Source organism: Micromonospora sp. HM5-17 (genome assembly GCF_003762835.1).
GTDB lineage: Bacteria > Actinomycetota > Actinomycetes > Mycobacteriales > Micromonosporaceae > Plantactinospora.
In genome coordinates, this window is record NZ_RJWA01000006.1 from 86,175 (window position 1) to 112,416 (window position 26,242).

The 26,242-nt window shown below is 73.4% G+C and carries 25 protein-coding genes; 7 read left to right on the forward strand and 18 right to left on the reverse strand.

Annotated elements, in window-relative coordinates:
• Positions 1-26: 26 nt before the first annotated feature.
• Together EF879_RS18125 and EF879_RS18130 are read right to left on the reverse strand one after the other, a co-directional pair.
• On the reverse strand, positions 27-1,664 hold the full coding sequence (locus EF879_RS18125) for an amidohydrolase (protein WP_123560189.1): 1,638 nt from the start codon (positions 1,662-1,664) through the stop codon (positions 27-29).
• A 4-nt stretch (positions 1,665-1,668) separates the two neighbouring features.
• The gene (locus EF879_RS18130; protein ID WP_123560191.1) at positions 1,669-2,718 is read right to left on the reverse strand and encodes a hypothetical protein; all 1,050 of its coding nucleotides are present in this window, start codon (positions 2,716-2,718) and stop codon (positions 1,669-1,671) included.
• Between the two features lie 159 nt (positions 2,719-2,877).
• Between EF879_RS18130 and EF879_RS18135 the strand changes: the two genes are divergently transcribed.
• Entirely contained in the window at positions 2,878-4,302 is a 1,425-nt protein-coding gene (locus EF879_RS18135) for a KamA family radical SAM protein (RefSeq protein ID WP_123560193.1), read from the forward strand.
• Positions 4,303-4,311: 9 nt separating this feature from the next.
• Here EF879_RS18135 and EF879_RS18140 read toward each other — a convergent pair whose 3' ends face one another.
• Positions 4,312-4,506, reverse strand: coding sequence for a CsbD family protein (locus tag EF879_RS18140; RefSeq protein ID WP_123560195.1), 195 nt, complete (start codon positions 4,504-4,506; stop codon positions 4,312-4,314).
• A 328-nt stretch (positions 4,507-4,834) separates the two neighbouring features.
• Between EF879_RS18140 and EF879_RS18145 the strand changes: the two genes are divergently transcribed.
• Positions 4,835-5,449 carry a histidine phosphatase family protein gene (locus tag EF879_RS18145; RefSeq protein WP_123560197.1) on the forward strand — a complete coding sequence of 205 codons (615 nt, stop codon included), beginning with the start codon at positions 4,835-4,837 and terminating at the stop codon, positions 5,447-5,449.
• On the opposite strand, the gene EF879_RS18150 is transcribed toward EF879_RS18145, so the two are convergent.
• The 3 genes from EF879_RS18150 to EF879_RS18160 all read right to left on the reverse strand — a co-directional run bounded on the left by EF879_RS18150 (position 5,376) and on the right by EF879_RS18160 (position 8,320).
• Entirely contained in the window at positions 5,376-5,888 is a 513-nt protein-coding gene (locus tag EF879_RS18150) for an Lrp/AsnC family transcriptional regulator (protein ID WP_123560199.1), read from the reverse strand. The genes EF879_RS18145 and EF879_RS18150 overlap by 74 nt on opposite strands.
• 183 nt (positions 5,889-6,071) lie before the next feature.
• On the reverse strand, positions 6,072-7,211 hold the full coding sequence (locus tag EF879_RS18155; RefSeq protein WP_123560201.1) for an acyl-CoA dehydrogenase family protein: 1,140 nt from the start codon (positions 7,209-7,211) through the stop codon (positions 6,072-6,074).
• Positions 7,208-8,320 (reverse strand): Xaa-Pro peptidase family protein, encoded by a 1,113-nt coding sequence (locus tag EF879_RS18160; RefSeq protein WP_123560203.1) that lies wholly within the window; start codon positions 8,318-8,320, stop codon positions 7,208-7,210. The genes EF879_RS18155 and EF879_RS18160 overlap by 4 nt, the downstream gene beginning before the upstream one ends.
• A gap of 136 nt (positions 8,321-8,456) precedes the next feature.
• Between EF879_RS18160 and EF879_RS18165 the strand changes: the two genes are divergently transcribed.
• A complete protein-coding gene (locus EF879_RS18165; RefSeq protein WP_123560205.1) occupies positions 8,457-9,386 on the forward strand; it encodes a 5'-3' exonuclease in 930 nt (309 codons plus the stop codon).
• Between the two features lie 132 nt (positions 9,387-9,518).
• On the opposite strand, the gene EF879_RS18170 is transcribed toward EF879_RS18165, so the two are convergent.
• Positions 9,519-12,335 carry an RNA helicase gene (locus EF879_RS18170; RefSeq protein ID WP_123560207.1) on the reverse strand — a complete coding sequence of 939 codons (2,817 nt, stop codon included), beginning with the start codon at positions 12,333-12,335 and terminating at the stop codon, positions 9,519-9,521.
• An 86-nt stretch (positions 12,336-12,421) separates the two neighbouring features.
• On the opposite strand from EF879_RS18170, the gene EF879_RS18175 reads away from it, so the two are divergent.
• Positions 12,422-13,198 carry an HAD family hydrolase gene (locus EF879_RS18175; RefSeq protein ID WP_370375522.1) on the forward strand — a complete coding sequence of 259 codons (777 nt, stop codon included), beginning with the start codon at positions 12,422-12,424 and terminating at the stop codon, positions 13,196-13,198.
• 151 nt (positions 13,199-13,349) lie between these two features.
• On the opposite strand, the gene EF879_RS18180 is transcribed toward EF879_RS18175, so the two are convergent.
• The 6 genes from EF879_RS18180 to EF879_RS18205 form a co-directional block, all read right to left on the reverse strand.
• A complete protein-coding gene (locus EF879_RS18180; protein WP_233604560.1) occupies positions 13,350-14,288 on the reverse strand; it encodes a diacylglycerol kinase family protein in 939 nt (312 codons plus the stop codon).
• An 88-nt stretch (positions 14,289-14,376) separates the two neighbouring features.
• A complete protein-coding gene (gene tatC, locus EF879_RS18185; protein ID WP_123560209.1) occupies positions 14,377-15,312 on the reverse strand; it encodes a twin-arginine translocase subunit TatC in 936 nt (311 codons plus the stop codon).
• Between the two features lie 15 nt (positions 15,313-15,327).
• A complete protein-coding gene (tatA, locus tag EF879_RS18190; RefSeq protein WP_255420922.1) occupies positions 15,328-15,615 on the reverse strand; it encodes a Sec-independent protein translocase subunit TatA in 288 nt (95 codons plus the stop codon).
• A 147-nt stretch (positions 15,616-15,762) separates the two neighbouring features.
• A complete protein-coding gene (locus EF879_RS18195; RefSeq protein WP_123560211.1) occupies positions 15,763-16,026 on the reverse strand; it encodes a hypothetical protein in 264 nt (87 codons plus the stop codon).
• 10 nt (positions 16,027-16,036) lie between these two features.
• Positions 16,037-17,053, reverse strand: coding sequence for a YafY family protein (locus tag EF879_RS18200; RefSeq protein WP_123560212.1), 1,017 nt, complete (start codon positions 17,051-17,053; stop codon positions 16,037-16,039).
• A gap of 50 nt (positions 17,054-17,103) precedes the next feature.
• Positions 17,104-18,105, reverse strand: a complete 1,002-nt coding sequence (locus EF879_RS18205; RefSeq protein WP_123560214.1) for a YafY family protein — start codon at positions 18,103-18,105, stop codon at positions 17,104-17,106.
• A 186-nt stretch (positions 18,106-18,291) separates the two neighbouring features.
• Here EF879_RS18205 and EF879_RS18210 point away from each other — a divergent pair, with 186 nt between their 5' ends.
• On the forward strand, positions 18,292-19,407 hold the full coding sequence (locus EF879_RS18210) for a DUF3866 family protein (RefSeq protein WP_123560216.1): 1,116 nt from the start codon (positions 18,292-18,294) through the stop codon (positions 19,405-19,407).
• 116 nt (positions 19,408-19,523) lie between these two features.
• On the opposite strand, the gene EF879_RS18215 is transcribed toward EF879_RS18210, so the two are convergent.
• From EF879_RS18215 to rfbA, 3 genes are all read right to left on the reverse strand, one after another.
• Positions 19,524-19,727: a hypothetical protein gene (locus tag EF879_RS18215; protein ID WP_123560218.1), complete on the reverse strand. Its 204-nt coding sequence runs from the start codon at positions 19,725-19,727 to the stop codon at positions 19,524-19,526.
• Positions 19,728-19,793: 66 nt separating this feature from the next.
• On the reverse strand, positions 19,794-21,152 hold the full coding sequence (gene pafA / locus EF879_RS18220; protein ID WP_123560220.1) for a Pup--protein ligase: 1,359 nt from the start codon (positions 21,150-21,152) through the stop codon (positions 19,794-19,796).
• 163 nt (positions 21,153-21,315) lie between these two features.
• A complete protein-coding gene (gene rfbA / locus EF879_RS18225) occupies positions 21,316-22,188 on the reverse strand; it encodes a glucose-1-phosphate thymidylyltransferase RfbA (RefSeq protein WP_123560221.1) in 873 nt (290 codons plus the stop codon).
• Positions 22,189-22,281: 93 nt separating this feature from the next.
• On the opposite strand from rfbA, the gene rfbB reads away from it, so the two are divergent.
• Entirely contained in the window at positions 22,282-23,277 is a 996-nt protein-coding gene (rfbB, locus tag EF879_RS18230) for a dTDP-glucose 4,6-dehydratase (protein WP_123560222.1), read from the forward strand.
• Complete coding sequence (rfbD, locus tag EF879_RS18235; RefSeq protein WP_255420923.1) at positions 23,274-24,227, forward strand: dTDP-4-dehydrorhamnose reductase; 954 nt, start codon at positions 23,274-23,276, stop codon at positions 24,225-24,227. The genes rfbB and rfbD overlap by 4 nt, the downstream gene beginning before the upstream one ends.
• A gap of 158 nt (positions 24,228-24,385) precedes the next feature.
• Here rfbD and prcA read toward each other — a convergent pair whose 3' ends face one another.
• Together prcA and prcB are read right to left on the reverse strand one after the other, a co-directional pair.
• The gene (prcA, locus tag EF879_RS18240) at positions 24,386-25,240 is read right to left on the reverse strand and encodes a proteasome subunit alpha (protein WP_123560223.1); all 855 of its coding nucleotides are present in this window, start codon (positions 25,238-25,240) and stop codon (positions 24,386-24,388) included.
• Between the two features lie 58 nt (positions 25,241-25,298).
• Positions 25,299-26,138: a proteasome subunit beta gene (prcB, locus tag EF879_RS18245; RefSeq protein WP_123560224.1), complete on the reverse strand. Its 840-nt coding sequence runs from the start codon at positions 26,136-26,138 to the stop codon at positions 25,299-25,301.
• Between the last annotated feature and the right edge of the window lie 104 nt (positions 26,139-26,242).

Genomic DNA, 26,242 nt, shown 5'->3' on the forward strand with positions numbered 1-26,242 from the left:
ACCGGCGACCACCCCCACCCGTGTACTCACCCGACACCCTCCTCGAAGATCACCGACCCGCGCAGCACCGTCCGCCGGCACACCGGCAACGGCGTCGGATCCCCCGGCCCCCGCGGCTCCGGATCCGCCGACACCAGCACCGGCAGGCCACCGTCCACCCCCGCCGGCGTCGACCACACCGCGAACGTCGCCGCCGCACCCGGCGCCAACACCCCCTCCGCCGGCCGCCCAGCCACCACCCCCGACCCGTCCCACCCCTCCGGCAGCGCCCGCCACCCGCCCCGGGTGTGCGCCGCGAACGCCGCCCGCACGGTCAACCGCTGCGCCGGGTTGAAGTGCGCCACCGCCGCCCGCACCGACCCCCACGGATCCAGCGGCGTCACCGGCGAATCCGACCCGAACGCCAACGTCACCCCCGTGGCGTGCATCGCCCCCAGCGGATTCGACGCCAACGACCGCTCCACCCCCAGCCGCGCCGCGTACATCCCCCGGTCGCCACCCCACAACCGGTCGAACGCCGGCTGCATGCTCGCCACGATCCCGAACTCCACGAACCCGGCGATCAACCGCTTGTCCATGAGCTCGGCGTGCTCCACCCGGTGCCGTGCCGCCCGCACCCGGTCCACCCCGAGCCGCTCCGCCGCCGCCGCGAACCCCGCCAACACCGTCCCGAGCGCCGCGTCCCCGATCGCGTGGAACCCGCCCTGCACCCCCTGCTCCGCACAGTCCAGCAGATGGTCCCGGACCTCCTCCGCCGACAGGTACCCGTGCCCACACGCCCCCGGCTCGCCATCCGCGTACGGCTCCGACAGGTGGGCCGTCCGCGCCCCCAACGCCCCGTCGGCGAACAGGTCACCCCCGGCACCCACCGCACCCAGCTCCCGGGCCCGCGTCGCCCCCCGCAACTCGCCCCAGTAGCCGTACACCTCCGGCAACCCGTCCCCCGACCGGGACAGCACGGCGACGAAATCCTCCTCGCCGGAGATCTCCGGGCCACCGCACTCGTGCACCGCCGCGATCCCCAACGACGCCGCGCGCCGCAACGCCACCTCCTGCGCCGCCCGCCGCTGCGCCGCCGTCACCGAGCCCAGCGCCACCTCCCGTACCAGGTGGTGCGCCTCCCGCCGCACCCACCCCGACGGGTCGTACCCCGGCGCCCGCACCACCTGCGGCGCCGCCGCCAACAGCGCCGAGGAACACAGAGCCGAATGGATCGACGCCTGCGACAGATAGACCCGCCGGCCCCCAGCCGCCCGGTCCAGCTCCGCCGCGTCCGGCACCCGCCGGTCCGCCCACCCCGACTCGTCCCAGCCGTGCCCCAGCACCACCGCGTCCGCCGGCAACGTCGCCGCGGACGCCGCCACCGCCGCCAGCAGCTCCCCCGCCGACCGCACCCCCGACAGGTCCAACCCCGACAACGCCAGACCGGTGTCCGTCGTGTGCACGTGCGCGTCCACGAACGCCGGCGTCACCAGGGCGCCGTCCAGCTCCACCACCCGGTCCGCGCGGGGCGCGTCCGCATCGGCGCCGACCCAGGCGATCCGCCCGCCCCGGACCAGCAACGCCGTCGCCCGCGGCTCGGCCGGACAGTACAACCGCCCACCCCGGTACAGCGTCGAAGGCTCCGCCGAGGAATCCGTCACCAGCGCCGAAGGGTTCGTCATGGCCTCAGTCTGCCGCCAGCCGGTCCTCGAACAGCGCGCGCACCCCCGGGACCTGCCGTACCAGACCCAGCGCGTACTCCGCGTGACCAGGAACGTACCCGTTGCCGATCAGCATCGTCACGTCCGCCGCCAACCCCTCCGCCCCCAACGCGGCGGCGGCGAAACTCGTCGCCATCGAGAAGAAGATCACCGTTCCGCCGTCCGCCGTCGCCAGCACCGCCCCGTGCTCGCACCCCGGCACGTCGACACAGACCACCGTGATGTCCGCCGGACCCCCCAGCGCCCCGGTCACCGCCGCCGCCAGGCCCACCGGATCGCGCGCGTCGGCCACCACCACCTCCGACGCCAGCCCGGCGGCGACCAGACGGTCCCGCTCCGCCGTGTCCCGCACCACCCCGACCGTTCGGGCGGCTCCCGCTGCCCGGGCCGCCGCCAACGACAGCGACCCGCTCTTGCCCGCGCCCCCGAGCACCGCCACCGTCGGTGTCCCGTGCCTACGGACCGTCCGGGCGGTCAACGCCGGTGCCCCGCAGACGTCCAGCACCGCCAGGCTGAGCCGGGGATCCAGATCGTCCGGCAGCACCGCCACGATCGATCGGGCGAACAGGATCGCGTGCCCCGCGCACGGCACCTGTTCGCCACGGCCGTCCCACCGGGACAGGTCGTCGGTGATCGCCAGCGGCGTCAACGTCAGCGACACCAGCGTCGCGACCCGGTCGCCGGGCGTGACCGGTAGCGGCGATTCCGGCCCCACCTCGTCGACGACACCGACCAGCATCCCACCCGAGCCGGTGACCGGATTGTGCATCTTGCCGCGGGTGGCGATGATGTCGCGCACCTCCGCCCGGACCGCCGCCCCGTCCCCGCCGTGCTTCTCCGACAACTGCCGGAAGCTCGCCGCGTCCAGGTTCAGCCGCTCCACCGTCACCCGGACCTCGTCGGGCCAGATCTCCGGGCGCGCATCCAGCCGGTACGCCGCCTGCGGCAACACCCCGACCGGCTCCACCACCCGGTGCAGCCCCACCGGCGAGGAGGTCGACCACTCTCGCGCCATGGCACACACCCCTTACCGCCGGTACACCCCCGGGCCGGCACCCCGCGATCCAACACCACAATCTGACGGAAAACTTCCGGCAGGATATTTCCTTAGCCGGAAATTCTCCAGTAGCGTTCGCGGTGAGGCTGCCATCCGCCCGACAGTTCAGGAGGCCCCGTGACCCAGATCCAGGAACCCGCCGCCACGGTCCTCACCACCCGCCGCGCACCCACCCCGCCCCGCGCCGGCACCCCCGGGCAGCCGTACGAGTACCGCCGCCGCCCCCTCGTCGAACCCGACTGGACCCGCTTCCCGGGCTGGCGCCAGGTCACCCGAGACCAGTGGGAATCCGCCCAGTGGCAGCGCGCCAACTGCATCAAGAACGTCCGGCAGCTCCACGCCGTCCTCGGCGACACCATCGACGAGGACTGCTACGCCGAACTCACCGCCGACCAGGCCCGGTACGCCACGATGTCGATGCTCGTGCCGCCACAGATGATCAACACGATGATGCCGGACGGGCCGCCCACCACCGACGTCTTCCGCGCCGACCCGATCCGGCGCTACATGCTGCCCCTGGCCAGCGACCGTCGCACCGACTGGCCCTCACACCCCTACGCCACCCGCGACTCGCTCCACGAGCACGACATGTGGGTCGCCGAGGGCCTCACCCACCGCTACCCGACCAAGGTCCTCGCCGAACTCCTCGCCACCTGCCCGCAGTACTGCGGGCACTGCACCCGAATGGACCTGGTCGGCAACTCCACCCCGACCGTCGACAAGCTCCGGCTCAGCCTCAAGCCCCTCGACCGGTACGACGCCCACATCGCCTACCTCCGCGCCCACCCCGAGGTACGCGACGTCGTCGTCTCCGGGGGCGACGTCGCCAACGTCCCCTGGCGGCACCTGGAGTCGTACCTGATGCGACTCCTGGCGATCGAGACCGTCCGGGACATCCGCCTCGCCACCAAGGCGCTCGCCGCCCTGCCCCAGCACTGGCTCCAGCCCGAGGTGGTGGAGGGTCTGGAACGCGTCGCCCGTACCGCCGCCCGGCGCGGTGTCAACCTCGCCATCCACACCCACGTCAACCACGTCCAGTCGCTCACGCCACTGGTCGCCCGGGCCGCCCAGACCGCTCTCGAGGTCGGCGTACGCGACGTCCGCAACCAGGGGGTGCTGCTGCGGGGGGTGAACGCCACCGCCTCCGACCTGCTCGACCTCTGCTTCGCGCTCCAGGGCGAGGCCGGGATACTCCCGTACTACTTCTACATGTGCGACATGATCCCCAACGCGGAACACTGGCGCATCCCGGTCTGGCACGCCCAGCAACTGCAGCACGACATGATGGGCTACCTGCCCGGCTACGCCACCCCGCGGATCGTCTGCGACGTGCCGTTCGTCGGCAAACGCTGGGTCCACATGGTCACCGAGTACGACCGCGAGCGCGGCATCTCGTACTGGACCAAGAACTACCGTACGTCGCTCGAGGCCGGGGACGAGAGCGCATTGGACCGGCGCTACGCCTACTACGACCCGATCGACACCCTGCCCGAGGCCGGCCGGGCCTGGTGGGCCCGGCACGGCGCTCAGCAGGTCCACTAGGGAGCGACGTCACCGGTCGAACGTCTGCGTGACGTCCCGCCCCGCCTCCTTGACGTTCTGTCCGGCCTGCTTCGCCTTGGCCTGCGACTGTTCCATCGCGCCCTCGGCCCGCTTCTGCTCGTTGTCGGTCCGGTCGCCGATCCGCTCCTTCGCGGCGCCCTTCAGCTGCTGGGCCTTGTTCTTCATCTTGTCCATGGCACTCATGGCGCGTCCGCTCCTCACTCCGGCAACCCACTCGGGCCGGCCGGTCCCCCGTGAGGTTGCCCTCTGGCCGACGGCTGAAACCCGGCCACTCGCGTCATAGGCGACCGAAGCAGGGTGTTCGTGACCTGGTGTCGGAGCGGGTGTTTTGTTGGTTGTCGGGGAGCTCACGTTGTCTCATGCATCCTAGGATGCTAGTGCGGATGTCGGGGTTGGAGCTGACGGGGCACGGTGGACGGGTAATACGGGTTCCGCGGACATTCGCGGGACGCTACCCGGGCGGGCCCGACGAAACCGCAACCGCACCGACGGCAGGTGGTTGACTGGCGAGATGGGAGAGATCGTTCTCGTCCGGCACGGGGAGACCACCTGGAGCGCCAGCCACCGGCACACGTCGTACACGGATCTGGAGCTGACGGCGGACGGTGAGCGGCAGGCCCGGGAGATCGCCGCGGAACTCGCCGACCGGCGGTTCGCCGCCGTCCTCTCCAGCCCGCGGCGCCGGGCGCGGCGCACCGCGGAGCTGGCCGGCCTCACCGTGACGGAGACGGTCGAGGACCTCACGGAGTGGCACTACGGGTCGTACGAGGGGCTGACCACCGCACAGATCCGGCACCGAGCCCCGGGGTGGCAGCTCTGGACCGACGGCTGCCCCGGCGGCGAGTCACCGGAGCAGGTCGCCGAACGGCTGGACCGGGTGCTCGCCCGGGCGAGGGCCCGGCTGGAGGTCGGGGACGTCGCCCTGGTCGGACACGGACACAGCCTGCGGGTCGCCGGTGCCCGGTGGATCGGGCTGCCCGCCAGCGCCGGCGGCCTGCTGCGGCTGGACACCGCCACTGTCTCCGTCCTCGGCCACGAGCACGGACGTCCGGTCATCCTGCGCTGGAACTCGCCGGTGGGTCGCCCGGCAGGACGCGCGACCGGGAGCCCTCCCGAGCCGAGGTGACGATCTTCGGTGGACGGCCCTCGTACGGCGTGGAGAGGACGACGGTGGTCCGGGTGGTGACGTTGGCCGCGGTCCGGATCTCCTGTAGCAGCCGTTCCAGGTCGACCGGGCTCGCCACCCGGACCAGCAGCAGGTAGAAGTCCTCCCCCGCCACCGAGTAGCAGGAGTCGATCTCCGGCAGGTGGGCCAGGCGTTCGGGGGCGTCGTCCGGCTGCGACGGGTCCAGCGGCCGGATCGCGACGAAGGCGGTCAGCGGCAGGCCCAGGGCCTCGTAGGAGACCCGGGCCCGATATCCCTTGATCACCCCGCGCTGCTCCAGCCGCCGGACGCGCTGGTGCACCGCGGAGACCGACAGCCCCACCCGCTCCGCCAGATCGGTATACGACAGCCGGCCGTCGGCGGTCAGCGCCGCGACAATGGCCCGATCGATCTCCTCCACGACGTGCAACCTACCGGGCCGGCCCGCCCGGCGGCGATCCGCCGTGGGGCGCGTCGCCGTCCTCGGCGCAACGTGCGGCGGGGCTGGCGGCGGTCCGCGCGTCACCCCGCCCCGCGCGCGTCGCCGGCCGGGTCGCCGGGGCGACCCGGCCGGCGCGCGACGGCGCTGGTGGGGCGACCGGGGTCAGCGGGCGAGCGAGCGGGCGATGACCAGGCGTTGGATCTGGTTGGTCCCCTCCACGATCTGCAGCACCTTCGCCTCGCGGAAGTAGCGCTCGACCGGGTGGTCCACCACGTAGCCCGCGCCGCCGAGGACCTGGACCGCCTCGGTGGTGACCCGCATCGCGGTGTCGGTGGCGAAGAGCTTCGCCTTGGCCGCTTCCGCGGAGTACGGACGGCCCGCGTCCCGCAGCCGGGCGGCGGCCAGCGTCATCGCCCGGGCCGCCGCCACCTGGGTGGCGAGGTCGGCGAGGAGGAACCCGAGCCCCTGGAACTCGATGATCGGCCGGCCGAACTGCTCCCGCTGCCGTGCGTAGGTGACCGCGTAGTCGAGAGCCGCCTGCGCCAGCCCCACCGCGCAGGCGGCGATCCCGAGCCGGCCGGCGTCGAGCGCCGTCATGGCGATCCGGAAGCCGGCGCCCTCCGCACCCACCAGGCGGTCGGCCGGGACCCGGGCGCCGTCGAAGGCGATCTGCGCGATCGGAGAGGAGCGCAGCCCCATGGTGCGCTCCGGCTTCTGCGGCACGATGCCGGGGGTGGCGGCGTCCGCGAGCAGACAGGAGATGCCGCCGGGTCCGGGGCCGCCGGTGCGGCAGAAGACAGTGTAGAAGTCGGCGACGCCGGCGTGGGTGATCCAGGCCTTGGTACCGGAGACGACGTACTCGTCGCCGTCCCGGACCGCCCGGGTGGCCAGGGCTGCCGCGTCCGAACCGCCCTGGGGCTCCGAGAGGCAGTACGCGCCGAGCAGGTCGCCGCCGATCATGTCCGGAAGCAGCTTGCGCACCTGCTCGCCGCCGTAGGTGGCCGCCGGGTAGCAGGCGAGGGTGTGCACGCTGACCGCCTCGGCCACCGCCAGCCAGCGGCTCGCCAGGATCTCCAGCACCTGGAGGTAGACCTCGTACGGCTGGGCCGCGCCGCCGTACTCCTCCGGGTAGGGCAGGCCCAGCAGACCGGCCCCGCCGAGCCGGCGGAGCACCTCGCGGGGGAAGACCCCGCGGGCCTCGAAGTCGGCCACCTGCGGGGCGAGTTCCCCGTCGGCGATCTCGGTGACGAGGCCGAGGAGCTCGTACGCCTCCTCGGTGGGCAGAACACGTTCGACGTTCACAGCTGGACCAGCTCCCTGGAGGTGGTGTTGAGCCGCTCCACCCCGTCCGGGGTGCAGACCACGATGTCCTCGATCCGGGCGCCGTGCCGCCCGGCGAGGTAGATGCCGGGCTCGATCGAGAACGCCATCCCGGGCTCGAGCGGCAGCGCGTTTCCGGCGACCAGGTACGGGTCCTCGTGTCCGTCCAGCCCGATGCCGTGGCCGGTGCGGTGCAGGAACGCCGCCCCGTACCCGGCCTCGGTGATGACCTCACGCGCAACCGCGTCCACCGCCTCGGCGGTGACGCCGGGGCGGACCGCCGCGACGGCGGCGCGCTGGGCCTCGTGCAGGACCCGGTAGTGGTCGACGAACTCCGGCGGCGGGGTGCCGAGCACGTAGCAGCGGGTCGAGTCGGAGCAGTACCCGGAGGGCATGGTCCCACCGATGTCGACCACGACCGGCTCGCCCACCCCGATCGGCCGGTCCGAGCTGTCGTGGTGCGGACTGGCCGCGTGCGGGCCGGCGGCGACGATGGCGAAGTCCGCACGGGCGTGCCCGACCTCCCGGATCGCCCCCGCGATGTCGGCCGCGACCTCGGCCTCGGTGCGGCCGGGGCGTAGCCACTCGGCCATCCGGGCGTGCACCGCGTCAATCGCCGCCCCGGCCTCGCGGAGCGCGGCCACCTCGGCCGGCGATTTCCGCAGTCGCAGCGCGCGGAGCACGTCGCCGGCGAGCCGCTGGGTGGCGTCGGGCAGGGCCGCGCGCAGCGCGAGGACCTGCTCGGCCCACATCCGGTTGCCGAGGCCGACGGTCCGAACCGGTCCGGCCAGGGCCCGCGCCACCAGCGGGTACGGGTCGGTACCGTCCGGATAGTCGACGATCCGAACCCCGGTACGGGACGCCGGCGACGCCTCGGCGGCGGGTCGCTCCAGGGTGGGGACGATGAGGGTGGGTTCGCCCTGGGCGGGCAGGACCAGCAGGGTGAGCCGTTCCTGCGCGTGGGCGTGGTAGCCGGTCAGGTAGCGCAGATCGGATCCGGGCGAGATGAGCAGGGCGTCCAGGCCGGCCTCGGCGGCGGCCCGCTGCGCGGTCGCGAGCCGCTGCGGCGGATAGAGATCGTCGTAACCCACGTCACTAGCTTAACGGTCGTTTGGGAAGGTGGAACCGCCCCCGCCGCGGATCTGATCACCCCTGGCGGACGCGTGGCCCCTGGGCGGCGCGACACCGGGATGGCCGCCGCGGGCCGCCCTGTGCCAGGCTGTCCGGGTGAGTCACCGCCCGCTGCTCCTCGTCGACGCCCCCAGCCTCTACTTCCGGGCCTACTTCGGCGTTCCCGAGTCCGCCGCCACCGCGCCCGACGGCAGCCCGGTGAACGCCGTCCGCGGCTTCCTGGACATGCTCGCCACCCTGGTACGCAGTCGCCGACCGGACCGGCTGGTCTGCGCCCTCGACCACGACTGGCGCCCGGCCTGGCGGGTGGCGCTGCTGCCGTCGTACAAGGCACACCGGCTCGCCCCCGACGGCGGCGAGGTGGTGCCCGAGACCCTCGCCCCGCAGGTGCCGCTCCTGCTCGACCTGCTCGCGGCGTTCGGCATCCCGGCCGTTGGCGCCACCGGTTACGAGGCCGACGACGTCCTCGGCACCCTCGCCACCCGTGAGCCGGCGCCGGTCGAGGTCGTCTCCGGCGACCGGGACCTGTTCCAGCTCGTCGACGACACCCGCCCGGTCCGGCTGCTCTACTGCGGCCGGGGCGTGACGAAGCTGGACGACTGCGACGAGAGCGCCGTCCGGGCCCGGTACGGCGTTCCGGCCGCCGCGTACGCCGACTTCGCCACGCTGCGCGGCGACCCCAGCGACGGCCTGCCCGGGGTCCCCGGCGTCGGGGAGAAGACCGCCGCCCGGCTGGTCGACCGCTACGGCGGCCTGGACGGCATCCTGGCGGCGCTGGACGACCCGGCCTCCGGCCTCGCGCCGGGACTGCGGGCCCGGCTCGCCGCCGCCCGCGACTACCTGGCGGTCGCGCCGACGGTGGTGCGGGTGGCCCGGGACGTCCCGCTGCCCCCGCTGGAGACCGCCCTGCCGGCGGTGCCCGCCGACGCCGACCAGCTGTTCGCGCTCGCCGAGAAGTGGAACCTGGCCGGTCCGTGTCGTCGTCTGGTCGACGCCCTGGCGGCGGCGTCCACTTCGGACGCGTAGGCCCGCGTCAAAGACGGTGGAACCGACATCCGCGCATCGGTCCGGCTGATTCCCGGCGGCAGATCCGGCGCGCTCCGGTCGGCCGCCCGCTCTCTCGTCGCCGGTCAGGGCACACGATGCCGGCCCGCCACCTCACACCGCGCCGGCGTACGCGAGAACGCCCCGGTTGATCGCCGTGATCGCCTGCCGCGCGGTACCCCGCAGCTCAACCGAGGCCCCGGCGGAGTCGGCGATCTGCCCCAGCAGGTCCGCCACCTGGCGGGCCCACCGGACGAAGTCGCCGGCGGGCATGTCGCCGTCCAGGTCGTGGCCGCTGGCCAGCACCTTCGCCAGCGCCTCGCCCCGCGCCCAGCGGTAGATCGGCCAGACGAACCCGAGATCCGGCTCGCGGGTCACCTCCAGGCCCCGGGCCGCCTCGTCGGCCTCCAACTCGGCCCAGAGCTTCAGCGTCGCGTCCACCGCCGTCTGGACGGCGCCCCGGGGAACCGAGGCCCGCTCGTCGGTGTCTCGCCGTGCGTCGTACACCACCACCGAGACGGCGGCGGCCAGTTCGGCCGGGGACAGCCCGTCCCAGACGCCCCGCCGCAGGCACTCCGCGACCAGCAGGTCGGCCTCGGTCCAGATCCGGGCGAGCATCCGTCCCGCCTCGGTGACCTCCCCGGTCGGGGAGAGGTAGCCGCGGGCGGTGAGGATTCCGCAGACCCGGTCGAAGGTGCGGGTCAGTGATCCGGTCCGGCCGGCCACCCGCTGGCGCAGCTCCGCGGTGTCCTGCTCCAGCCGCCGACGCCGCTCCGCCCAGCGGGCGTGCTCCTCCCGCTCCGGGCAGGCGTGGCAGGGGTGCCGGCGCAGCTCGGCACGGAGCTGGGCGAGCCGCTCATCCTCGACACCGCCTCGGGACCGGCCGCGGCGCCGGCCCGCGTGTCGGTCGAGGCCGGTGCTGGTCACCGCGGCCGCCAGATCTCGACGGGCCGCGGGCGAGCGGTGGTTGAAGTGCTTCGGCACCCGGATCCGGGCCAGCACCTCGGCCGGGGTCGTGAAGTCGCCGGAGGTGATCCGCCCGGCCCAGCGGTCCTGGGTCAGCACCAGCGGACGGGGCTCCCCGAAGCCTCCGACGCCGGGATCGAGCACCACGGCTAGGCCGGCCCGGCGGCCGGACGGCACCCTGATCACGTCACCGACCCGCAGCCGCTCCAGCGAGGCCACCGCCGCGGCCCGGCGCTGGGCCTGCCCCTGCCGGGCCAGGGCCCGCTCCCGGTCGGCGATCGCCACCCGCAGCGCGAAGTACTCGTCAAAGTCGCCGCGGTGGCAGCGCACCTCGGCGTCGTACTGCGCGATGGTCTCGACGTTGCGCTGCACCTGCCGGGCCAGCCCGACCACCGACCGGTCCGCCTGGAACTGGGCGAACGACGACTCCAGCAGCTGACGGGCGGGTGCGGCGCCGACCGAGCCGACCAGGTTCACCGCCATGTTGTACGACGGTCGGAAGCTGGACCGGAGCGGATACGTCCGGGTGGAGGCGAGCCCGGCGACGTGTCGCGGGTCGACCTCCGGCGACCAGACGACGACCGCGTGCCCCTCCACGTCGATGCCCCGGCGGCCGGCCCGGCCGGTCAGCTGGGTGTACTCCCCCGGGGTCAGGTCGACGTGCGCCTCGCCGTTGAACTTCACCAGCCGTTCCAGCACCACGCACCGGGCCGGCATGTTGATCCCGAGCGCCAGCGTCTCGGTGGCGAAGACCGCCTTCACGAGGCCGCGGACGAAGAGTTCCTCGACGACCTCCTTGAACGCCGGCAGCATGCCCGCGTGGTGCGCGGCCAGCCCGCGTTCGAGGCCGTCGAGCCACTCCCAGTAGCCGAGCACCGCCAGGTCCTCGCCCGGGACACTGGTGATCCGGCTCTCCACGATCCGCCGGATCTCGGCGCGCTCCTCCGGCGTGGTCAACCGCAGGCCGGCGGCCAGGCACTGCTGGACGGCGGTGTCGCAGCCGGCCCGGCTGAAGATGAACAGGATCGCCGGCAGCAACCCCTCCCGGTCCAGCCGCTCGACGATCTCGTGCCGCAGCGGGCCACGCCAGCGTGGCCTCCGGGCGGGCCGGCCCCAGCCCGGGCCACCGGAGGCCCGATCCCCCAGCTCCAGCCGGCGCAGCAGCTCCCGGGTGTAACGCAGCAGCTCCGGATGCACGTCGTGCTTGCGGGCCGCGTCGGCGTCGTGGAACAGGTCGAACATCCGCCGGTTGACCAGCATGTGCTGCCAGAGCGGCACCGGCCGGTGCTCGCTGACCACCACCGCGGTCTCGCCGCGTACGGTGACCAGCCAGTCGGCGAACTCCTCGGCGTTGGAGACCGTGGCGGAGAGCGAGACCAGCGTCACCGACTGCGGGAGGTGGATGATCACTTCCTCCCAGACCCCACCTCGGAACCGGTCGGCGAGGTAGTGCACCTCGTCCATCACCACGTAGGCGAGGCCGTCCAGGCTCGACGAGCCGGCGTAGAGCATGTTCCGCAGCACCTCGGTGGTCATCACCACCACCGGTGCGTCCCCGTTGATCGCGTTGTCCCCGGTCAGCAGGCCGACCCGGTGCGAGCCGTACCGGTCCACCAGGTCGTGGTACTTCTGGTTCGACAACGCCTTGATCGGCGTGGTGTAGAAGCACTTCCGGACCGGGGCGGCGCCCGACGACGCGCCGGCGTCGTCCACAGACGCGGCCCGGGTGGCGGGACCACCGCGGAGCGCCAGGTGGACGGCGAACTCCCCGACCACCGTCTTGCCGGCACCGGTCGGGGCGCAGACCAGGACGCCACTGCCCCGCTCCAGCGCCTGGCACGCCTCGCGTTGGAAGTCGTCGAGCTCGAACCCGAGCTGCTGGGCGAACTCGGTAAGCGCGGGAAACATGGAGGCCTGCGCGGCCCGGCGGCGCGCCGCGGCGTACCGCTCGGCGGGGCTCGACATACCGCCAAGATTAATGCGTACCGGGTGGTCGCACCGGGGCAGGCCGTCAAGCGAGCCCCCGAGGGGCGGTCGGTAGGGTGCACGTCGTGCCGGACCATGCCGAACCGCCCAAGCCTCGTACCTCGAGCGGAATCCCCGACGCCACCGCCCCGAAGCCGCCCCGGCGGCCGATCGACGCGGTGCTCCTCGACTTCCACGGCACTCTCGCCCAGGTGGAGGACCCGGTCGCCTGGGTCATGGCCGCGGCAGCGACGTGCGGGACGGCGCTGGACCGTGCCCGGGCCACCGCGCTGGCCGACCGGTTGGTCGCCGCCGGGCGCCCCGGTGGCCCGCCCCCCGCCCGGGTGCCGCCACACCTGGCCGAGGTGTGGGCGGAACGGGACCTGTACCCGCCCGCCCACCGCGCCGCGTACGTCGGCCTGGCCGCCACCGTGAACAGCGGGGTGGACGGGCTCCCGGAGGCCCTCTACGAGCGGGTGCTCCGCCCGGAGGGCTGGCTGCCGTACCCGGAGACCGCGGCGACCCTGCAGGCGCTCCGGGCGGCCCGGGTCCCGGTCGCGGTGGTCAGCAACATCGGATTCGACCTCCGGCCCCACTTCGACGCCTGGGGTCTCACCGACCTGGTCGACGCCTTCGTTCTGTCGTACGAGGTCGGCCGCTGCAAGCCCGACCCGGCGATCTTCTACCGGGCCTGCGGGATGCTCGGCGTGGACCCGGAACGGACGCTGATGGTCGGCGACATGTCGGCCGACGCCGGTGCGGTCCGGGTCGGCTGCGCCGCACTGATCCTCCCGACCGCCGAGGCGGGCCAGAGCAACGGTCTCGCCGCCGTTCTCGACCTGGTCCTCCCCCACCACACCTGATCCGGGACAGGATCGGCGGGCGGGCCAGCGACACGTCCCACGCGGGCCCGGGGCACCCGGCGCCGGGATCGGAGGCGCGGCCCCGGGGTCGCGGGCGGGAGCCGGCGGACCGCACCGCGGTCGCCGGGACGACCCGTGCGGGCCGGACCGGTCAGCGGAGCAGGCGGAGCGCGCCGGGAACCGCCGTCACGGTCACCGGCAGCGGCAGGGAGCGCTCGCCGTCGGCGTATCCCACGATCCCCTCGGCCGAGAGTTCCACCGTCCGGGCCCGGTGGTGGTGCACCATCGGGTGTGCCAGGTGGGTGCCCCGGTAGACCCGCGGCGCGATCCGGGCCAGCGTGGCCCGGCCGACCGGTCCGGCGTACACCACGTCGAGCAGTCCGTCGGTCGGGTCGGCGTCGGGGCAGATGCGCATCCCGCCGCCGTAGCTCGGGCAGTTGCCCACCGCGACGAGCACCCCGTCGAACTCGTGGGGCACACCGTCCAGCCGCAGCGCGTAGTACCGGGGCCGAAGCCGGGCCAGCTCGACCAGGATCGCGAGGTCGTACCGCCGGGGTCCGCGCGGCCAGGACATCCGGTTGGCCCGCTCGTTGACCAGCGCGTCGAAACCGGCGGCCAGCACCGCGCCGAACCAGCGGGAGCCGCCGTCGGGATCGGTCGACCGGGCCAGGTCCACCGGCCGGGTCCGGCCGGCGGCCACGGCGGCGGCGATCACCTCGACGGCCGCGATCGGGTCGGCGGGGAAGCCGGTGCCGGCGGCGAAGTCGTTGCCGGTGCCGGCCGGGACCGGCGCGAACGCCACGCCGGTGGCGGCGACCGCCTGGAGCGCCAGGTGGACCGTACCGTCGCCGCCGACCGTGACCAGGGCGGCGGCCCCGTCGACGACCGCGGCGCGGCAGGCGGCCGCGGCCTGGGCGGCGGTGTCGGCGGCGAGCAGCTCGACCGGCCGGCCCGCCGCGGCGAGCCGGTCGAGGACGACCGGGAGAAGTCCCCGGTACCGGCCCCGGCCGGCGCCGGGGTTGGCCAGCACCGCCAGGTGGCCCTCGGCCAACCCGCCTTCGGTGGCGGCTCCCTGATCATGGACGGTCACGGCGAGCACGGTACCGGCCGTTCGGGCAACAGCGACAGAGCCGACCCGGGCGACGGCCCGGGTCGGCTCACGCGTCGTCAGCGATCGGTCAGGTGACGTCGTCGTAGCCCCGGTCGATCGGCTTCGGCGCGGCGACGGGCTCCGGCGGGGCGATCCGCTCCCCGGCGGTGACCGGTTCCGGGGTGAGGTCGAGTGGCGACGCCTCGTCGTCGGCCAGGCCGGCGTAGATCTCCCGGCCCCGGCCTCGGCGGCGGTCGTTGACGAAGGCCACCCCCACCGCGGCGAAGTAGAGCGCGCAGAGGCAGAGCGCCAGCGCGGTCATCCCGAACGGGTCGGGGGTCGGCGTGACGATCGCCGCGAAGAGGAAGAAGAGGAAGACCGCGACCCGCCACCAGCCGAGCAGTCGCCGGGCGCTGGCGATGCCGACGAAGTTGAGCATCAGCACGATCAGCGGGAACTCGAACGCCACCCCGAACATCAGGATCATGTTCGTGACGAACGAGATGTAGCGGGTGATCTCCAGGGTGTTGGTGACGTCCTCACCCGCGAGCCCGACCAGGAAGCCGAGGCCCTTCGCGATCACGAAGTAGGCGAGGACCGCACCCGCGACGAAGAGCGGCGCCGCCAGGGCGGTGAAGATGTAGGCGTAGCGCCGCTCGTGCTTGTGCAGACCCGGGGCGATGAAGGCCCAGAGCTGGTAGAGCCAGATCGGGGCGGCCAGGATCAGCCCGACCCAGAGCGCGATCTTCAGATTGAGCAGGAAGAGGTCGGCGGGGCCGAGCTGGGTGAACTGGCATCTGCCGTTCGGGGCCGAGCCGGGCAGCTCGCAGTACGGCTGTTGGAGCAGCCGTCGGACCGGCGAGGCCAGCCAGATGCCGAACCCGAAGCCGACCACGATGGCCAGCGACGCCCGAAACAGGCGGGTGCGGAGCTCCCGAAGGTGCTCGACCAGGGTCATGGAGCCGTCGGCGGCCCGCTGGAAGTTGCTCGGACCACGCCGACGGCGGCGCAGTGCGAAGGCCACGGTGCCGGGCCCGGATCAGTTGTCGCGGACGCGCTGCACTGGGTCGTTCGCCGACGCCGCGGGCGGCTGGTGGATGCTGGTCGGCTGCACGGGCGAGTCTCCGGGAAGCGGGCGCCGGGCCACCTGGGCGTCGGCCTTCTCGGCCAGGTCCCGGTCGTCGTCGGCGAGGCTCTTGGTCTCGGCCTTGATGATGCGCAGCGAACGGCCGAGCGAGCGGGCCGCGTCAGGGAGCCGCTTCGCACCGAACAGCAGGACGAGCACCGCCACGAGTACGAAGATGTGCCACGGCTTCAGGGCGCCCATGGAGACTCCAGTTCGAATGTGTCCAACAGAGGGGTGTCTCGGCCCATCGTACGTGCGTCGACGGCGAGCGCCACCCGCCAGGTTGGTGACTTTCCGGCGCGATGGGTGAAGTTTTGACCAACGACGGGTACGCGTCCGCCAGGGACGTCACCGCGGCCCGGGGCGGGCGCCACGGCGGGCGCGGATCAGGTCGACCCGCCGCTGGGCGGTCGCGATCCGGTCCTGGAGTTCCTCGGCGCGCCGTTGCAGCGCGGTCGCCGCCTCCCGCAGGTGGACGGCCTGGTCCTGCCGCTCCTGAAGCGCCAGCGCGGCACGCTGCAGCCCCGGCAGCCGGGTCAGCACCCGCCGACACGCCACCGCGAGCACCAGCAGGCCGACCAGGAGCGCCCCGAGCACGATCCACCTCGCCACGCCGGACAGCCTAGTGGCTCGCGGCTCCGGCCGGCGGGACGGCGTACGCGTCGAGTGCCGCCGCGGCCCGGTCGCGGACCTGTTCGACGAGGTCGGGCGGGGAGACGACGGTGACCTCCGGACCGAGGCCGAGCACGAACCGGCGGGCCCAGTCCAGGTCGGTCACCCGCAGCGAGACCAGCCACTCCCGGCCGGTCGCCCCGGTGGCGTCCGGGTCGGGTTCGACCCGTTCACACGGGTAGTACTCGGTGATCCACCGGGCGGACCGCCCCACCCGGAGGGTGACCAGCGGCAGGTCCGCCGAGGGTCGGAAGATGCCGTCGCTGAGGTCGGGTAGTTCGGCCTGCGGCGGGGGCGCGGCCGGCTCGTCCAGTTCGACGAGGGCGTCGATCCGGTCGGCCCGGAACATCCGCACCGACTCCGCCCGGCGGCACCACGCCTCCAGGTAGGCGTGGCCATCGATGATCGACACCCGGATCGGGTCGACGATCCGTTCGGTGGTCTCGTCCCGGGTCGCCGTGTAGTAGGTGATCCGCAGCGCCCGCCGGCGCCGCACCGCGCCGCGCAGCGCCTCCACCCGCTCGCTGTCGCCGGGGAGCCGGACCGCGACCGGGGCGTCGGCGTGCTCCCCGGCGGCGTTCTCGATCTTCGCCAGCGCCCGCTCGACCGCGTCCCGGTTCGCCACGCCGGGGGTCTCGGCGAGCATCCGCAGCGCGACCACCAGGGCGAGCGCCTCGTCGGGGGTGAGCCGCAGCGGGCGGTCGATGCCGGCGTCGTAGGTGATGGTGACCCGGTCGCCGTCGAAGGCCATGTCGATCAGGTCGCCCGGCCCGTACCCCGGCAGTCCGCAGACCCAGAGCAGCTCCAGGTCCTCCCTAAGCTGCCGCTCGGTCACCCCGAGGTCGGCCGCCGCCTCGGCCAGGGCGATGCCGGGCCGGGCCAGCAGGTACGGCACCAGGTTGAGCAGCCGGCCGAGCCGGTCCGCCGAGGCCCGGGATCCACCGGACCGTTGCGCCGGGCGAGTCACACCGACACCTCCTCTGGTCAGTCTCGGGGCGGGAGCCGACGCCGCCGGGCTCAGGCCGACAGCCGGGCGGCGACCACCTCGTCGTGCCGGGCGACGATCTCCTTCAGCCGCTGGATCACGGCCTCCCGGACCTCCGGCGGGTCGAGCACCCGGACATCGGGACCGTAGCCGACGAGCCGACCGGCGAGGGACTCGGCGTCGGCGTACGCCAGGACCAGCCGGTCGCCGTCGGGGCCGCTGGTCACCTCGCGGGCCCACCGGCGCAGCCCGGCCGCCCGACCGGGCCGGACCAGCACGGTGGCCCGACCGGACCGCTCCACCGGGCCGGACCAGGCGGCAACGTGGCTGATCAGATCGACGTCGGCGGGCGGTTCGAAGGCGCCCGGCCGGCCGACCGGGCGGACCGCCCCGCCGACGATCCGGGACAACCGGAAGCACCGGGGCGCCTCGCGGTCGAGGTCGTGGCCGACCACGTACCACCGGCCGCGCCAACAGACCACCCCCCAGGGCTGCAACCGGCGGCTCGCCGGGGCGTCGTGCTCCGGCGCGCGGTAGTCGAAGGTGACCGTCCGGCGCTCCCGGGCCGCGGCCGTGAGCGGTGCGAAGGCGGGGTCGACGGTGACCACGGGCTCCACGTCGAGGGTCGCCCGGGGATCGACGTCGATACCGCCGGCGCGCAGCTTCGCCAGTCCGGAGGAGGCGGCGGCGGCGAGCCCGGCGTGCCGCCAGAGCCGGGCGGCGATCCCGACCGCGGCCGCCTCGTCGGGCTCCAGCGGAATCTCCGGCAGCGCGTACTCCCGGTGAGCGATCCGGTAGCCCGGCTCGGTGTCGAAGGCGCTGGCGGTGCCGGTTTCCAGCGGCACGCCCAGCTCCCGCAGTTCGGCCTTGTCCCGCTCGAACTTGCGCTGGAAGGCCTCGTGGTCCCGCGGGTCGTCAGGATCATGCTCGTAACCCGGTACGGTCGCGGCGATCTGCGCGGCGGTCAGGAACCGTCGCGTGGAGAGCAGACAGATCACCAGGTTGACCAGGCGTTCGGTACGGCTCCGCGACACGCTACAGACGCTAGCAGTGTCGCCGGCGGGGCGCGGACGCCCCACGCGCCGGACGAGCCACTTCCGCCGGGCGCGGGCTACTCGGTTGGCCGTGTCGCCTCGTCGCCGCTGCCCCGCGGTCCGGTTTGTCGTCCTCGGTGCGCCCCACGGCCCGCCGCGGGAGCCGCTCCGGTTACCCTGCCGGCCATGGTGCGATGGCGGTCCGGCACGGTCACGGCGGTACGGCGGCAGTGGCACGGCGCGGTCGAACTCGACGTCACCCAGAGCGACGGCACCGAGGTCCGCGCACTCGCCTACCCGGCGCTGGTCGGTACGCCCCGCCCCGGCGACCGGGTCTTGCTCAACGTCGGTGCGCTGGTGATGGGGCTCGGGACCGGGGGCTACGCGCTGGTGGTGGCGTTGCCGGACCGGCTGCCGGCCGACCCGCCCACCCCGGGTGAGAGCCGCGACGGCGGGCACCTGGTCAAGGCGCGGTACACGCCGTTGCAGCCGATCGTGCTCGGCGCGGACGAGGAGGCGTCACCGTACCGGGAGGTGCTCGCCGACGCCGACGACCTGGCGGGGCTGCCGGTGGTCACCGCCGACCTGCACTCGGCCCTGCCGGCGATCGTGGCGGGCATCCGGGCGGACGCCCCGGACGTCCGGATCGCCTACGTGATGACCGACGGCGGCGCGCTTCCGGCCTGGTTCTCCCGGACACTCGACGGGCTGCGCGACGAGCTGGTCGGGACGGTGACGGTGGGCCAGGCGTTCGGCGGCGACCTCGAGGCCACCAACGTGTACAGCGGGCTCCTCGCCGCGCGGCACGCGCTGGGCGCGGAGGTGGCGGTGGTGACGCAGGGACCGGGCAACCTCGGCACCGGCACCCGATGGGGGTTCTCCGGTGTGGCGGTCGGTGAGGCGGTCAACGCGGTGGCGGCCCTGGGTGGGCGGCCGATCGGCTCGCTGCGGATCTCTGACGCCGACCCGCGGGTCCGGCACCGCGGCGTCTCCCACCACAGCCTCACCGCCTACGGCCGGGTGGCTCTGGCCCGCGCGGACCTCGTGGTCCCGGACGGACTGCCGCCGGAGCTGGCGACGGTGGTGGACGCCGCCCTCGCGCCGCTGGCCGCGCGGCACCGCGTCGTCCGGGTGGACGTCGCGGGACTCGACGCGGCGCTGCGGTCGACCGCGGTTCCGCTCTCGACGATGGGGCGTGGTCTCGACGCCGACCACGCCTACTTCCTCGCCGCGGCGGCCGCCGGCCGGCACGCCGCCGCGCTGCGCGCGGGGTCACCGGCGGGCGGGATCACCGCCGACTGACCTGCCGCCGCCAAGGCGGGTCGGCATGGCGCCCTGGGCGACGACGCGCGGAGTCGCGGGCACCGGGATGCGACGTGGGCGTCCTGGGAGCGTGGCGCCACGGGGCCGCGACGGGCTCAGCTGAGGAAGATCAGCGCGAGCCAGCCGGCGACCAGGAGGACGAGGATCGCCGTCAACACCCAGGTCGGTACCCGGTACTCACCGCGGCGGTTCCGCTCGATCTCCTCCCGGATCCGGGCACGGCGACGCTCGAGACGGTTCAGCCGTACCTGCTCGGGACGACGCTCCTCGGGCTCCCGGCCCGCACCTGGCTCTGTCATGGCGGGCCCAGCCTAACCAACCGAACCGCCCGGCGTGGGCGCCACCTCGCCTCGGCGCCCACGCGGCTACATGCTGGCGATGAGCCGCTCGACCCGCTCGTCGTACGCCCGGAAGGGGTCCTTGCAGAGCACGGTGCGCTGGGCCTGGTCGTTCAGCTTGAGGTGCACCCAGTCGACGGTGAAGTCCCGGCGCCTCTCCTGGGCGTGCCGGATGAACTCGCCGCGCAACCGGGCCCGGGTGGTCTGCGGCGGGGTCTCCTTGGCCTCGAAGATCTCCGGGTCGGTGGCGACCCGGTCCACCTGGCCGCGCCGCTCCAGCAGTCCGTACAGGCCCCGCCCCCGACGCAGGTCGTGGTAGGCGAGGTCCATCTGGGCGATTCTCGGGTGCGACAGCGGCAGGTCGTTCTTGCGCTGGTACCGCTCGATGAGCTGGAGCTTCGTCACCCAGTCGATCTCCCGGGCCACCGGGTCGAGGTCGCCGGTCTCGACGGCCCGCAACACCCGTCCCCAGAGCTCGACCACCCGCTTCGCGGTCTGGTCGCCGCCCCGCCGCTCGACGAACTCCGTCGCCTTGGCCAGGTACTCCTGCTGGATCTCGAGGGCGCTGATCTCCTTGTTGGAGGCGAGGCGAACCTTGCGACGGCCGGTGATGTCGTGGGAGACCTCCCGGATCGCCCGGATCGGGTTCTCCAGCGACAGGTCCCGCATCACGACCCCGGCCTCGATCATCCGCAGCACGATGTCGGCGCTGCCCACCTTCAGCAGCGTGGTGACCTCGTTCATGTTGGAGTCGCCGACGATGACGTGCAGCCGGCGGTACCGCTCCGCGTCGGCGTGGGGCTCGTCCCGGGTGTTGATGATGGGACGGCTCCGGGTGGTCGCGGAGGAGACCCCCTCCCAGATGTGCTCGGCGCGCTGGGAGAGGCAGTAGACCGCCCCCCGCGGCGTCTGCAGCACCTTCCCGGCACCGCAGATCAACTGTCGCGTCACCAGGAACGGGATCAGGACGTCGGCGAGGCGGCCGAACTCGCCGTGCCGGGAGACGAGGTAGTTCTCGTGGCAGCCGTACGAGTTGCCGGCGGAGTCGGTGTTGTTTTTGAACAGGTAGATCTCGCCGGCGATGCCCTCGTCGTGCAGGCGCTTTTCCGCGTCGACGAGCAGCCCTTCGAGGATCCGCTCACCCGCTCGGTCGTGGGTGACCAGGTCGGTGACCGAGTCGCACTCCGGGGTGGCGTACTCCGGGTGCGAACCGACATCGAGGTAGAGCCGAGCGCCGTTGCGCAGGAAGACGTTGCTCGATCGCCCCCAGGACACCACCCGGCGGAAGAGATACCGGGCGACCTCGTCCGGAGACAGGCGCCGCTGGCCGCGGTAGGTGCAGGTGACGCCGTACTCGGTTTCGAGACCGAAGATTCGCCGCTCCATGGTTGGAGATTAGTCGCCCGAGGGGCCGGTTAGTCACTGTCGGAGGTCGGGCGTTGCGCGGGACGGCGTGCCGGGCCGGAACGGGCCCGCGCCGGCGGGTTCCCGGCCGGCCCGGGGCGGGCGCCACCTCGGGTACGGGCGGTCGCGACCGCCAGCACCGCGCTCAGCGTCCCGGGTCCTCGAGGATCCCGTAGAGGTATTCGCCGTACCCGCTCCTGACCAGTGGCGCCGCCAGGTCCCGGAGCTGCTCGTCGCTGATCAGTCCGCTGCGCCACACCACCTCCTCGATGCAGCCGACCTTCAGCCCCTGCCGCTCCTCGATCACCCGGACGAACTCGCCGGCCTGCATAAGGGAGGTGAAGGTGCCGGTGTCCAGCCACGCCGTGCCACGGTCCAGGGCCGTCACCTGGAGCCGACCCTGGCGCAGGTACGTCTGATTCACGTCGGTGATCTCCAACTCGCCCCGCGCGCTCGGGGTGAGCCCTTTCGCGATCTCCACAACGTCGTTGGCGTAAAAGTACAGGCCCGGCACCGCATAGCGTGACTTCGGTTTCTCCGGCTTCTCCTCGATCGACAACGCCGTGCCATCCTCGTCGAACTCGACGATTCCGTAACCCTCGCAGTTCGCCACGGGATAGGCGAAGATCCGGCCGCCCTCCGGTGGTTCCTGCTGGGCCAGACTCCGCCCCAGTCCCCCGCCGTAGAAGATGTTGTCACCGAGGATCAGGGCGACGGAGTCGCCGGCCAGGAAATCCTCGCCGATGAGGAACGCCTGGGCGATGCCGTCCGGGCTCGGCTGCACCGCGTACTGCAGACACAGCCCCCACTGGGACCCGTCGCCCAGGAGACGCCGGAACTGCGGCTGGTCCTCCGGCGTGGTAATGATGAGGATTTCTCGCACTCCCGCCATGACCAAGGTGGACAACGGGTAATAGATCATGGGTTTGTCGAAAACCGGCATGAGTTGCTTCGAAACAGCCTGCGTGATCGGCCAGAGCCGCGAGCCGGTGCCTCCGGCCAACAGGATTCCGCGCATTCGCGCAGGCTACCAACGACAGCACCGGTTTACCGTCGCATCGCCGACGAAATCCGACCCGGATTTCCGCCCACGACGTAGACTCCCCGGATCATGAGGATCCTCGTCACCGGTGGAGCCGGATTCATCGGATCTGAATACGTTCGCATGCTGCTCACCGGGACCGGACCGCAGCTGGCCCCCGACGCGGTCACCGTCCTCGACAAGCTGACCTACTCCGGCAACCTCGCGAACCTCGACCCGGTGCGCGACGACCCCCGGCTCACCGTCGTGGTGGGGGACATCTGCGACCCGGTCGTGGTCGACGAGGTGGTCGCCGGGCACGACGTCGTGGTGCACTTCGCCGCCGAGTCGCACGTCGACCGCTCCATCGCCCGCGCGGCGCCGTTCGTCACCACCAACGTGCTGGGCACCCAGACCCTGCTCGACGCCGCGCTCCGGCACGGCACCGGGCGGTTCGTGCACGTCTCCACCGACGAGGTCTACGGGTCGATCGACTCGGGATCCTGGACCGAGTCCGCCCCGCTGGCGCCGAACTCGCCGTACGCGGCGACCAAGGCCAGCTCCGACCTGCTCGCGCTGGCCTACCACCGGACGTACGGGCTGGACGTGGTGCTGACCCGCTGCTCCAACAACTATGGGCCGTACCAGTTCCCGGAGAAGATCATCCCGCTCTTCGTCACCAACCTGCTCGACGGCGGCACGGTGCCGCTCTACGGCGACGGTGGCAACGTCCGCGACTGGCTGCACGTCCACGACCACTGCGTCGGCGTCGCGCTGGTCCAGGACAAGGGCCGGCCGGGCGAGGTGTACCACATCGGCGGCGGCACCGAGTTGACCAACCGGGAGCTGACGGCCCGGCTGCTCGCGGCCTGCGGCGCGGGCTGGGACCGGGTTCGGCCGGTTCCCGACCGCAAGGGCCACGACCGCCGGTACTCGCTGGACATCACGAAGATCACCGAGGAGCTCGGGTACGCACCGCGGATCGACCTCGACCGCGGGCTCGCCGAGACGATCGCCTGGTACCGGGACAACCGGGCCTGGTGGGAGCCGCTCAAGGCCCGGCTCGGGCCGGAGCTCCAGGCGTGACCGGGAACGGGCGGGCCGGCCTCACCGGGCCGCCGCGATGGCTGGTCACCGGCGCGGGCGGGATGCTCGGGCGGGACCTGCTGGCCGTCCTGGCCGGCCGGCCCGCCGAACAGGTCACCGCCGCCACCCGGACCGACCTCGACGTCACCGACCCGGCGGCGGTCCGGGCCGGCGTCGCCGGGCACGACATCGTGGTGAACGCGGCCGGCTGGACCGACGTCGACGCGGCGGAGGAGCACGAGGCGGAGGCGACCGCGGTCAACGGGGACGGGGTGGCCCACCTGGCCCGGGCCTGCGCCGCGCACGGCGCCCGGCTGCTGCACGTCTCGACCGACTACGTCTTCGCGGGCGACGCCACCACCCCCTACCCGGAGGAGGCCGCGACCGCACCGGTCAACGCGTACGGCCGGAGCAAGCTCGCGGGCGAGCAAGCGGTGCGACGACTGCTGCCGGAGACCGGGTACGTGGTCCGGACCGCGTGGCTGTACGGAGCCCACGGCCCCAACTTCGTCGCCACGATGCTGCGGCTGGCGGCGCAGCGCCCGTACGTCGAGGTGGTCGACGACCAGCACGGCCAGCCGACCTGGTCGTACGCGCTCGCCGAGCGCCTGGTCGAGTTGGGCGAGGCGGCGGTACGCGGAACCGCCCCGGCCGGGACCTACCACGGCACCGCCGCCGGGCAGACCACCTGGTACGGCCTGGCCCGCGAGGTCTTCCGGCTGGTCGGGCTGGATCCGGGACGGGTCCGGCCCACCACCAGCGACCGCTTCCCGCGCCCGGCCCGACGACCGGGGTTCAGCGTGCTGGGGCATGCCGGCTGGGGCCGGGCCGGGCTGCCACCGCTGCCGGAATGGCGGGTGCAGCTGGCTGCGGCGCTCGGGCCGGACGGCCCGCTGCGGGCGCTGGCCGGCTCGCCGGCACCGCGGTCGCCGCGGCCGGTGGGTCGCTGAGCGCCGCTGCGTGGCGCTCGCCTGGTAGGCGAGAAAGCCCAGGACGTCCGCCGGCAGGGCCGGCCGGCGCGGGTCCACGGCCCGCCGCCGGCGTGCCGTTGGCCGGAGCCGGCCGGACGAGCGGGGACGGGCCCCGGGGGCCGCCGCGGCGCCGCCCGTTACGCGTCCTTCCCCTCGCCCTGGTCGGTGCGGGCGGGCGGCTCGCCCGAGGTCTCCAGGTCGGCGGAGGCGGCGGACTCGGCCGGCTTGTCCGGACCCGGGCCCGGGGTCTTCGGCTCCGACTGCAGCCCGTCGCCGCCGTCGGCCTGGGTCGGGGTCCCGTCGAGCAGCGCGGCCAGGGCGGCGCCCGTGATCCGCCGGAAGGTGCGGCCCACCCGGCGCCGGTCCAGGATCGCCACCTCGAGCTGGGTCGCCGCGATGGTGCGGGGCGCCCCGCCCTCCCCACCGACGCTGCCCAGGGCCCGAACCGCCAGCCGGACCGCGTCGCCGAGCGACATGTCGGGCCGGTGGTCCGACCGGAGCGCCCCGGCGACCGCCTCCGCCTGGCCACCCATCGCCATCCGGCCGGGCTCGTCGTTGACCGAACCGTCGTAGGTGATCCGGTACAGCTCGTCGTCGTCCGGGGTGGCACCCACCTCGGCGACGCAGATCTCCACCTCGAACGGCTTCGACTGCTCGGTGAAGATCGCCCCGAGGGTCTGGGCGTACGCGTTCGCCAGCGCCCGGCCGGTCACGTCGCGCCGGTCGAAGCTGAGCCCGGTGGCGTCGGCCATCCGGACGCCCGCCCGGCGAAGGTTCTCGAACTCGTTGTACCGGCCGACCGCGGCGAAGGCGATCCGGTCGTAGATCTCACTGACCTTGTGCAGGGCGGTGGAGATGTTCTCCGCCACGAAGAGCACTCCACCCTCGTAGCTGAGCGTCACGGCGCTACGACCCCGGGCGATGCCCTTGCGGGCCAGCTCGGAGCGATCACGCATGATCTGCTCGGGGGAGGCGTAGAACTGCATGGCCACGGCGGCGATTCTCCTTACCGGTTACGCGGACGGCGGGTAACGGACTGCGGTGGCGGCGTCAGCCGCCCGGGTTCTCCATCCGGGCAGCGACCACCGCCTCGGCGACCGACGCCGCCTCGTCGTCGGTGAGCCGTCTGGTCCCCTCTGCGGTGGCCGTCATCACCACCGGGTAGATCCGCCGGGTCAGATCGGGACCGCCGGTGGCGCTGTCGTCGTCGGCGGCATCGTAGAGCGCCTCGACGGCGACCCGGATCGCCTCCTCGGTGCTGAGGCCGGGCCGGTACCGCTTCTTTAGCGCGGCCTTGGCGAACAGCGCCCCGGAGCCGATGCCGTCGAACCCGGTCTCCTCGTAAGGCCCACCGGCCACGTCGAAACTGAAGATCCTCCCGGCCCGGGCCGGGTCGGTGGCGGCGAGGTCGTACCCGGCGAAGAGCGGAATCACCGCGAGCCCTTGCATCGCCGCGCCGAGGTTGCCGCGGATCATCGCGGCCAGCCGGTTCGCCTTACCGTCGAGGGAGAGCATCGTCCCCTCGATCTTCTCGTAGTGTTCGAGTTCCACCTGGAAGAGCCGCACCATCTCCAGGGCGATACCGGCCGTGCCGGCGAAGCCGACCAGCGAGTACGCGTCGGCGGGGTGCACCTTCCGGATGTCGCGGCTGGAGATGATGTTTCCCATCGTGCCGCGCCGGTCGCCGGCCATCACCACGCCCTCGGCGGTGGTCAGCGCGACGATGGTGGTGGCGTGCGGAGCCATGTCGGCGGCCGATCCGGGCGGCAGCGGGCGACGACCCGGCAGCAGGTCGGGCGCCGCCACGCTGAGGAACTGGGTGAACGAGGACGTGCCCACGTTGAGGAACACGTCTGGTAGACGCCCGGTGGGATCAAAAGCCGCTGCCACGTGCTTCCTCTCAGGTCTGTCATCGCGTCGTCCCGGCACGCGACCTCGGCGCGGTCCGGCCGGGGCGACCGTTGCGGTTGAAGCAGACTATCGTCCTGGTCCAC

Bases quoted from the DNA above. Each gene is read 5' to 3' on its own strand.
- EF879_RS18125 (WP_123560189.1), bottom strand. From the start codon at position 1,664: ATGACGAACCCTTCGGCGCTGGTGACGGATTCCTCGGCGGAGCCTTCG.
- EF879_RS18130 (WP_123560191.1), bottom strand. From the start codon at position 2,718: ATGGCGCGAGAGTGGTCGACCTCCTCGCCGGTGGGGCTGCACCGGGTG.
- EF879_RS18140 (WP_123560195.1), bottom strand. From the start codon at position 4,506: ATGAGTGCCATGGACAAGATGAAGAACAAGGCCCAGCAGCTGAAGGGC.
- EF879_RS18145 (WP_123560197.1), top strand. From the start codon at position 4,835: ATGGGAGAGATCGTTCTCGTCCGGCACGGGGAGACCACCTGGAGCGCC.
- EF879_RS18170 (WP_123560207.1), bottom strand. From the start codon at position 12,335: ATGTCGAGCCCCGCCGAGCGGTACGCCGCGGCGCGCCGCCGGGCCGCG.
- tatA (WP_255420922.1), bottom strand. From the start codon at position 15,615: ATGGGCGCCCTGAAGCCGTGGCACATCTTCGTACTCGTGGCGGTGCTC.
- EF879_RS18210 (WP_123560216.1), top strand. From the start codon at position 18,292: ATGGTGCGATGGCGGTCCGGCACGGTCACGGCGGTACGGCGGCAGTGG.
- EF879_RS18215 (WP_123560218.1), bottom strand. From the start codon at position 19,727: ATGACAGAGCCAGGTGCGGGCCGGGAGCCCGAGGAGCGTCGTCCCGAG.
- pafA (WP_123560220.1), bottom strand. From the start codon at position 21,152: ATGGAGCGGCGAATCTTCGGTCTCGAAACCGAGTACGGCGTCACCTGC.
- rfbA (WP_123560221.1), bottom strand. From the start codon at position 22,188: ATGCGCGGAATCCTGTTGGCCGGAGGCACCGGCTCGCGGCTCTGGCCG.
- rfbB (WP_123560222.1), top strand. From the start codon at position 22,282: ATGAGGATCCTCGTCACCGGTGGAGCCGGATTCATCGGATCTGAATAC.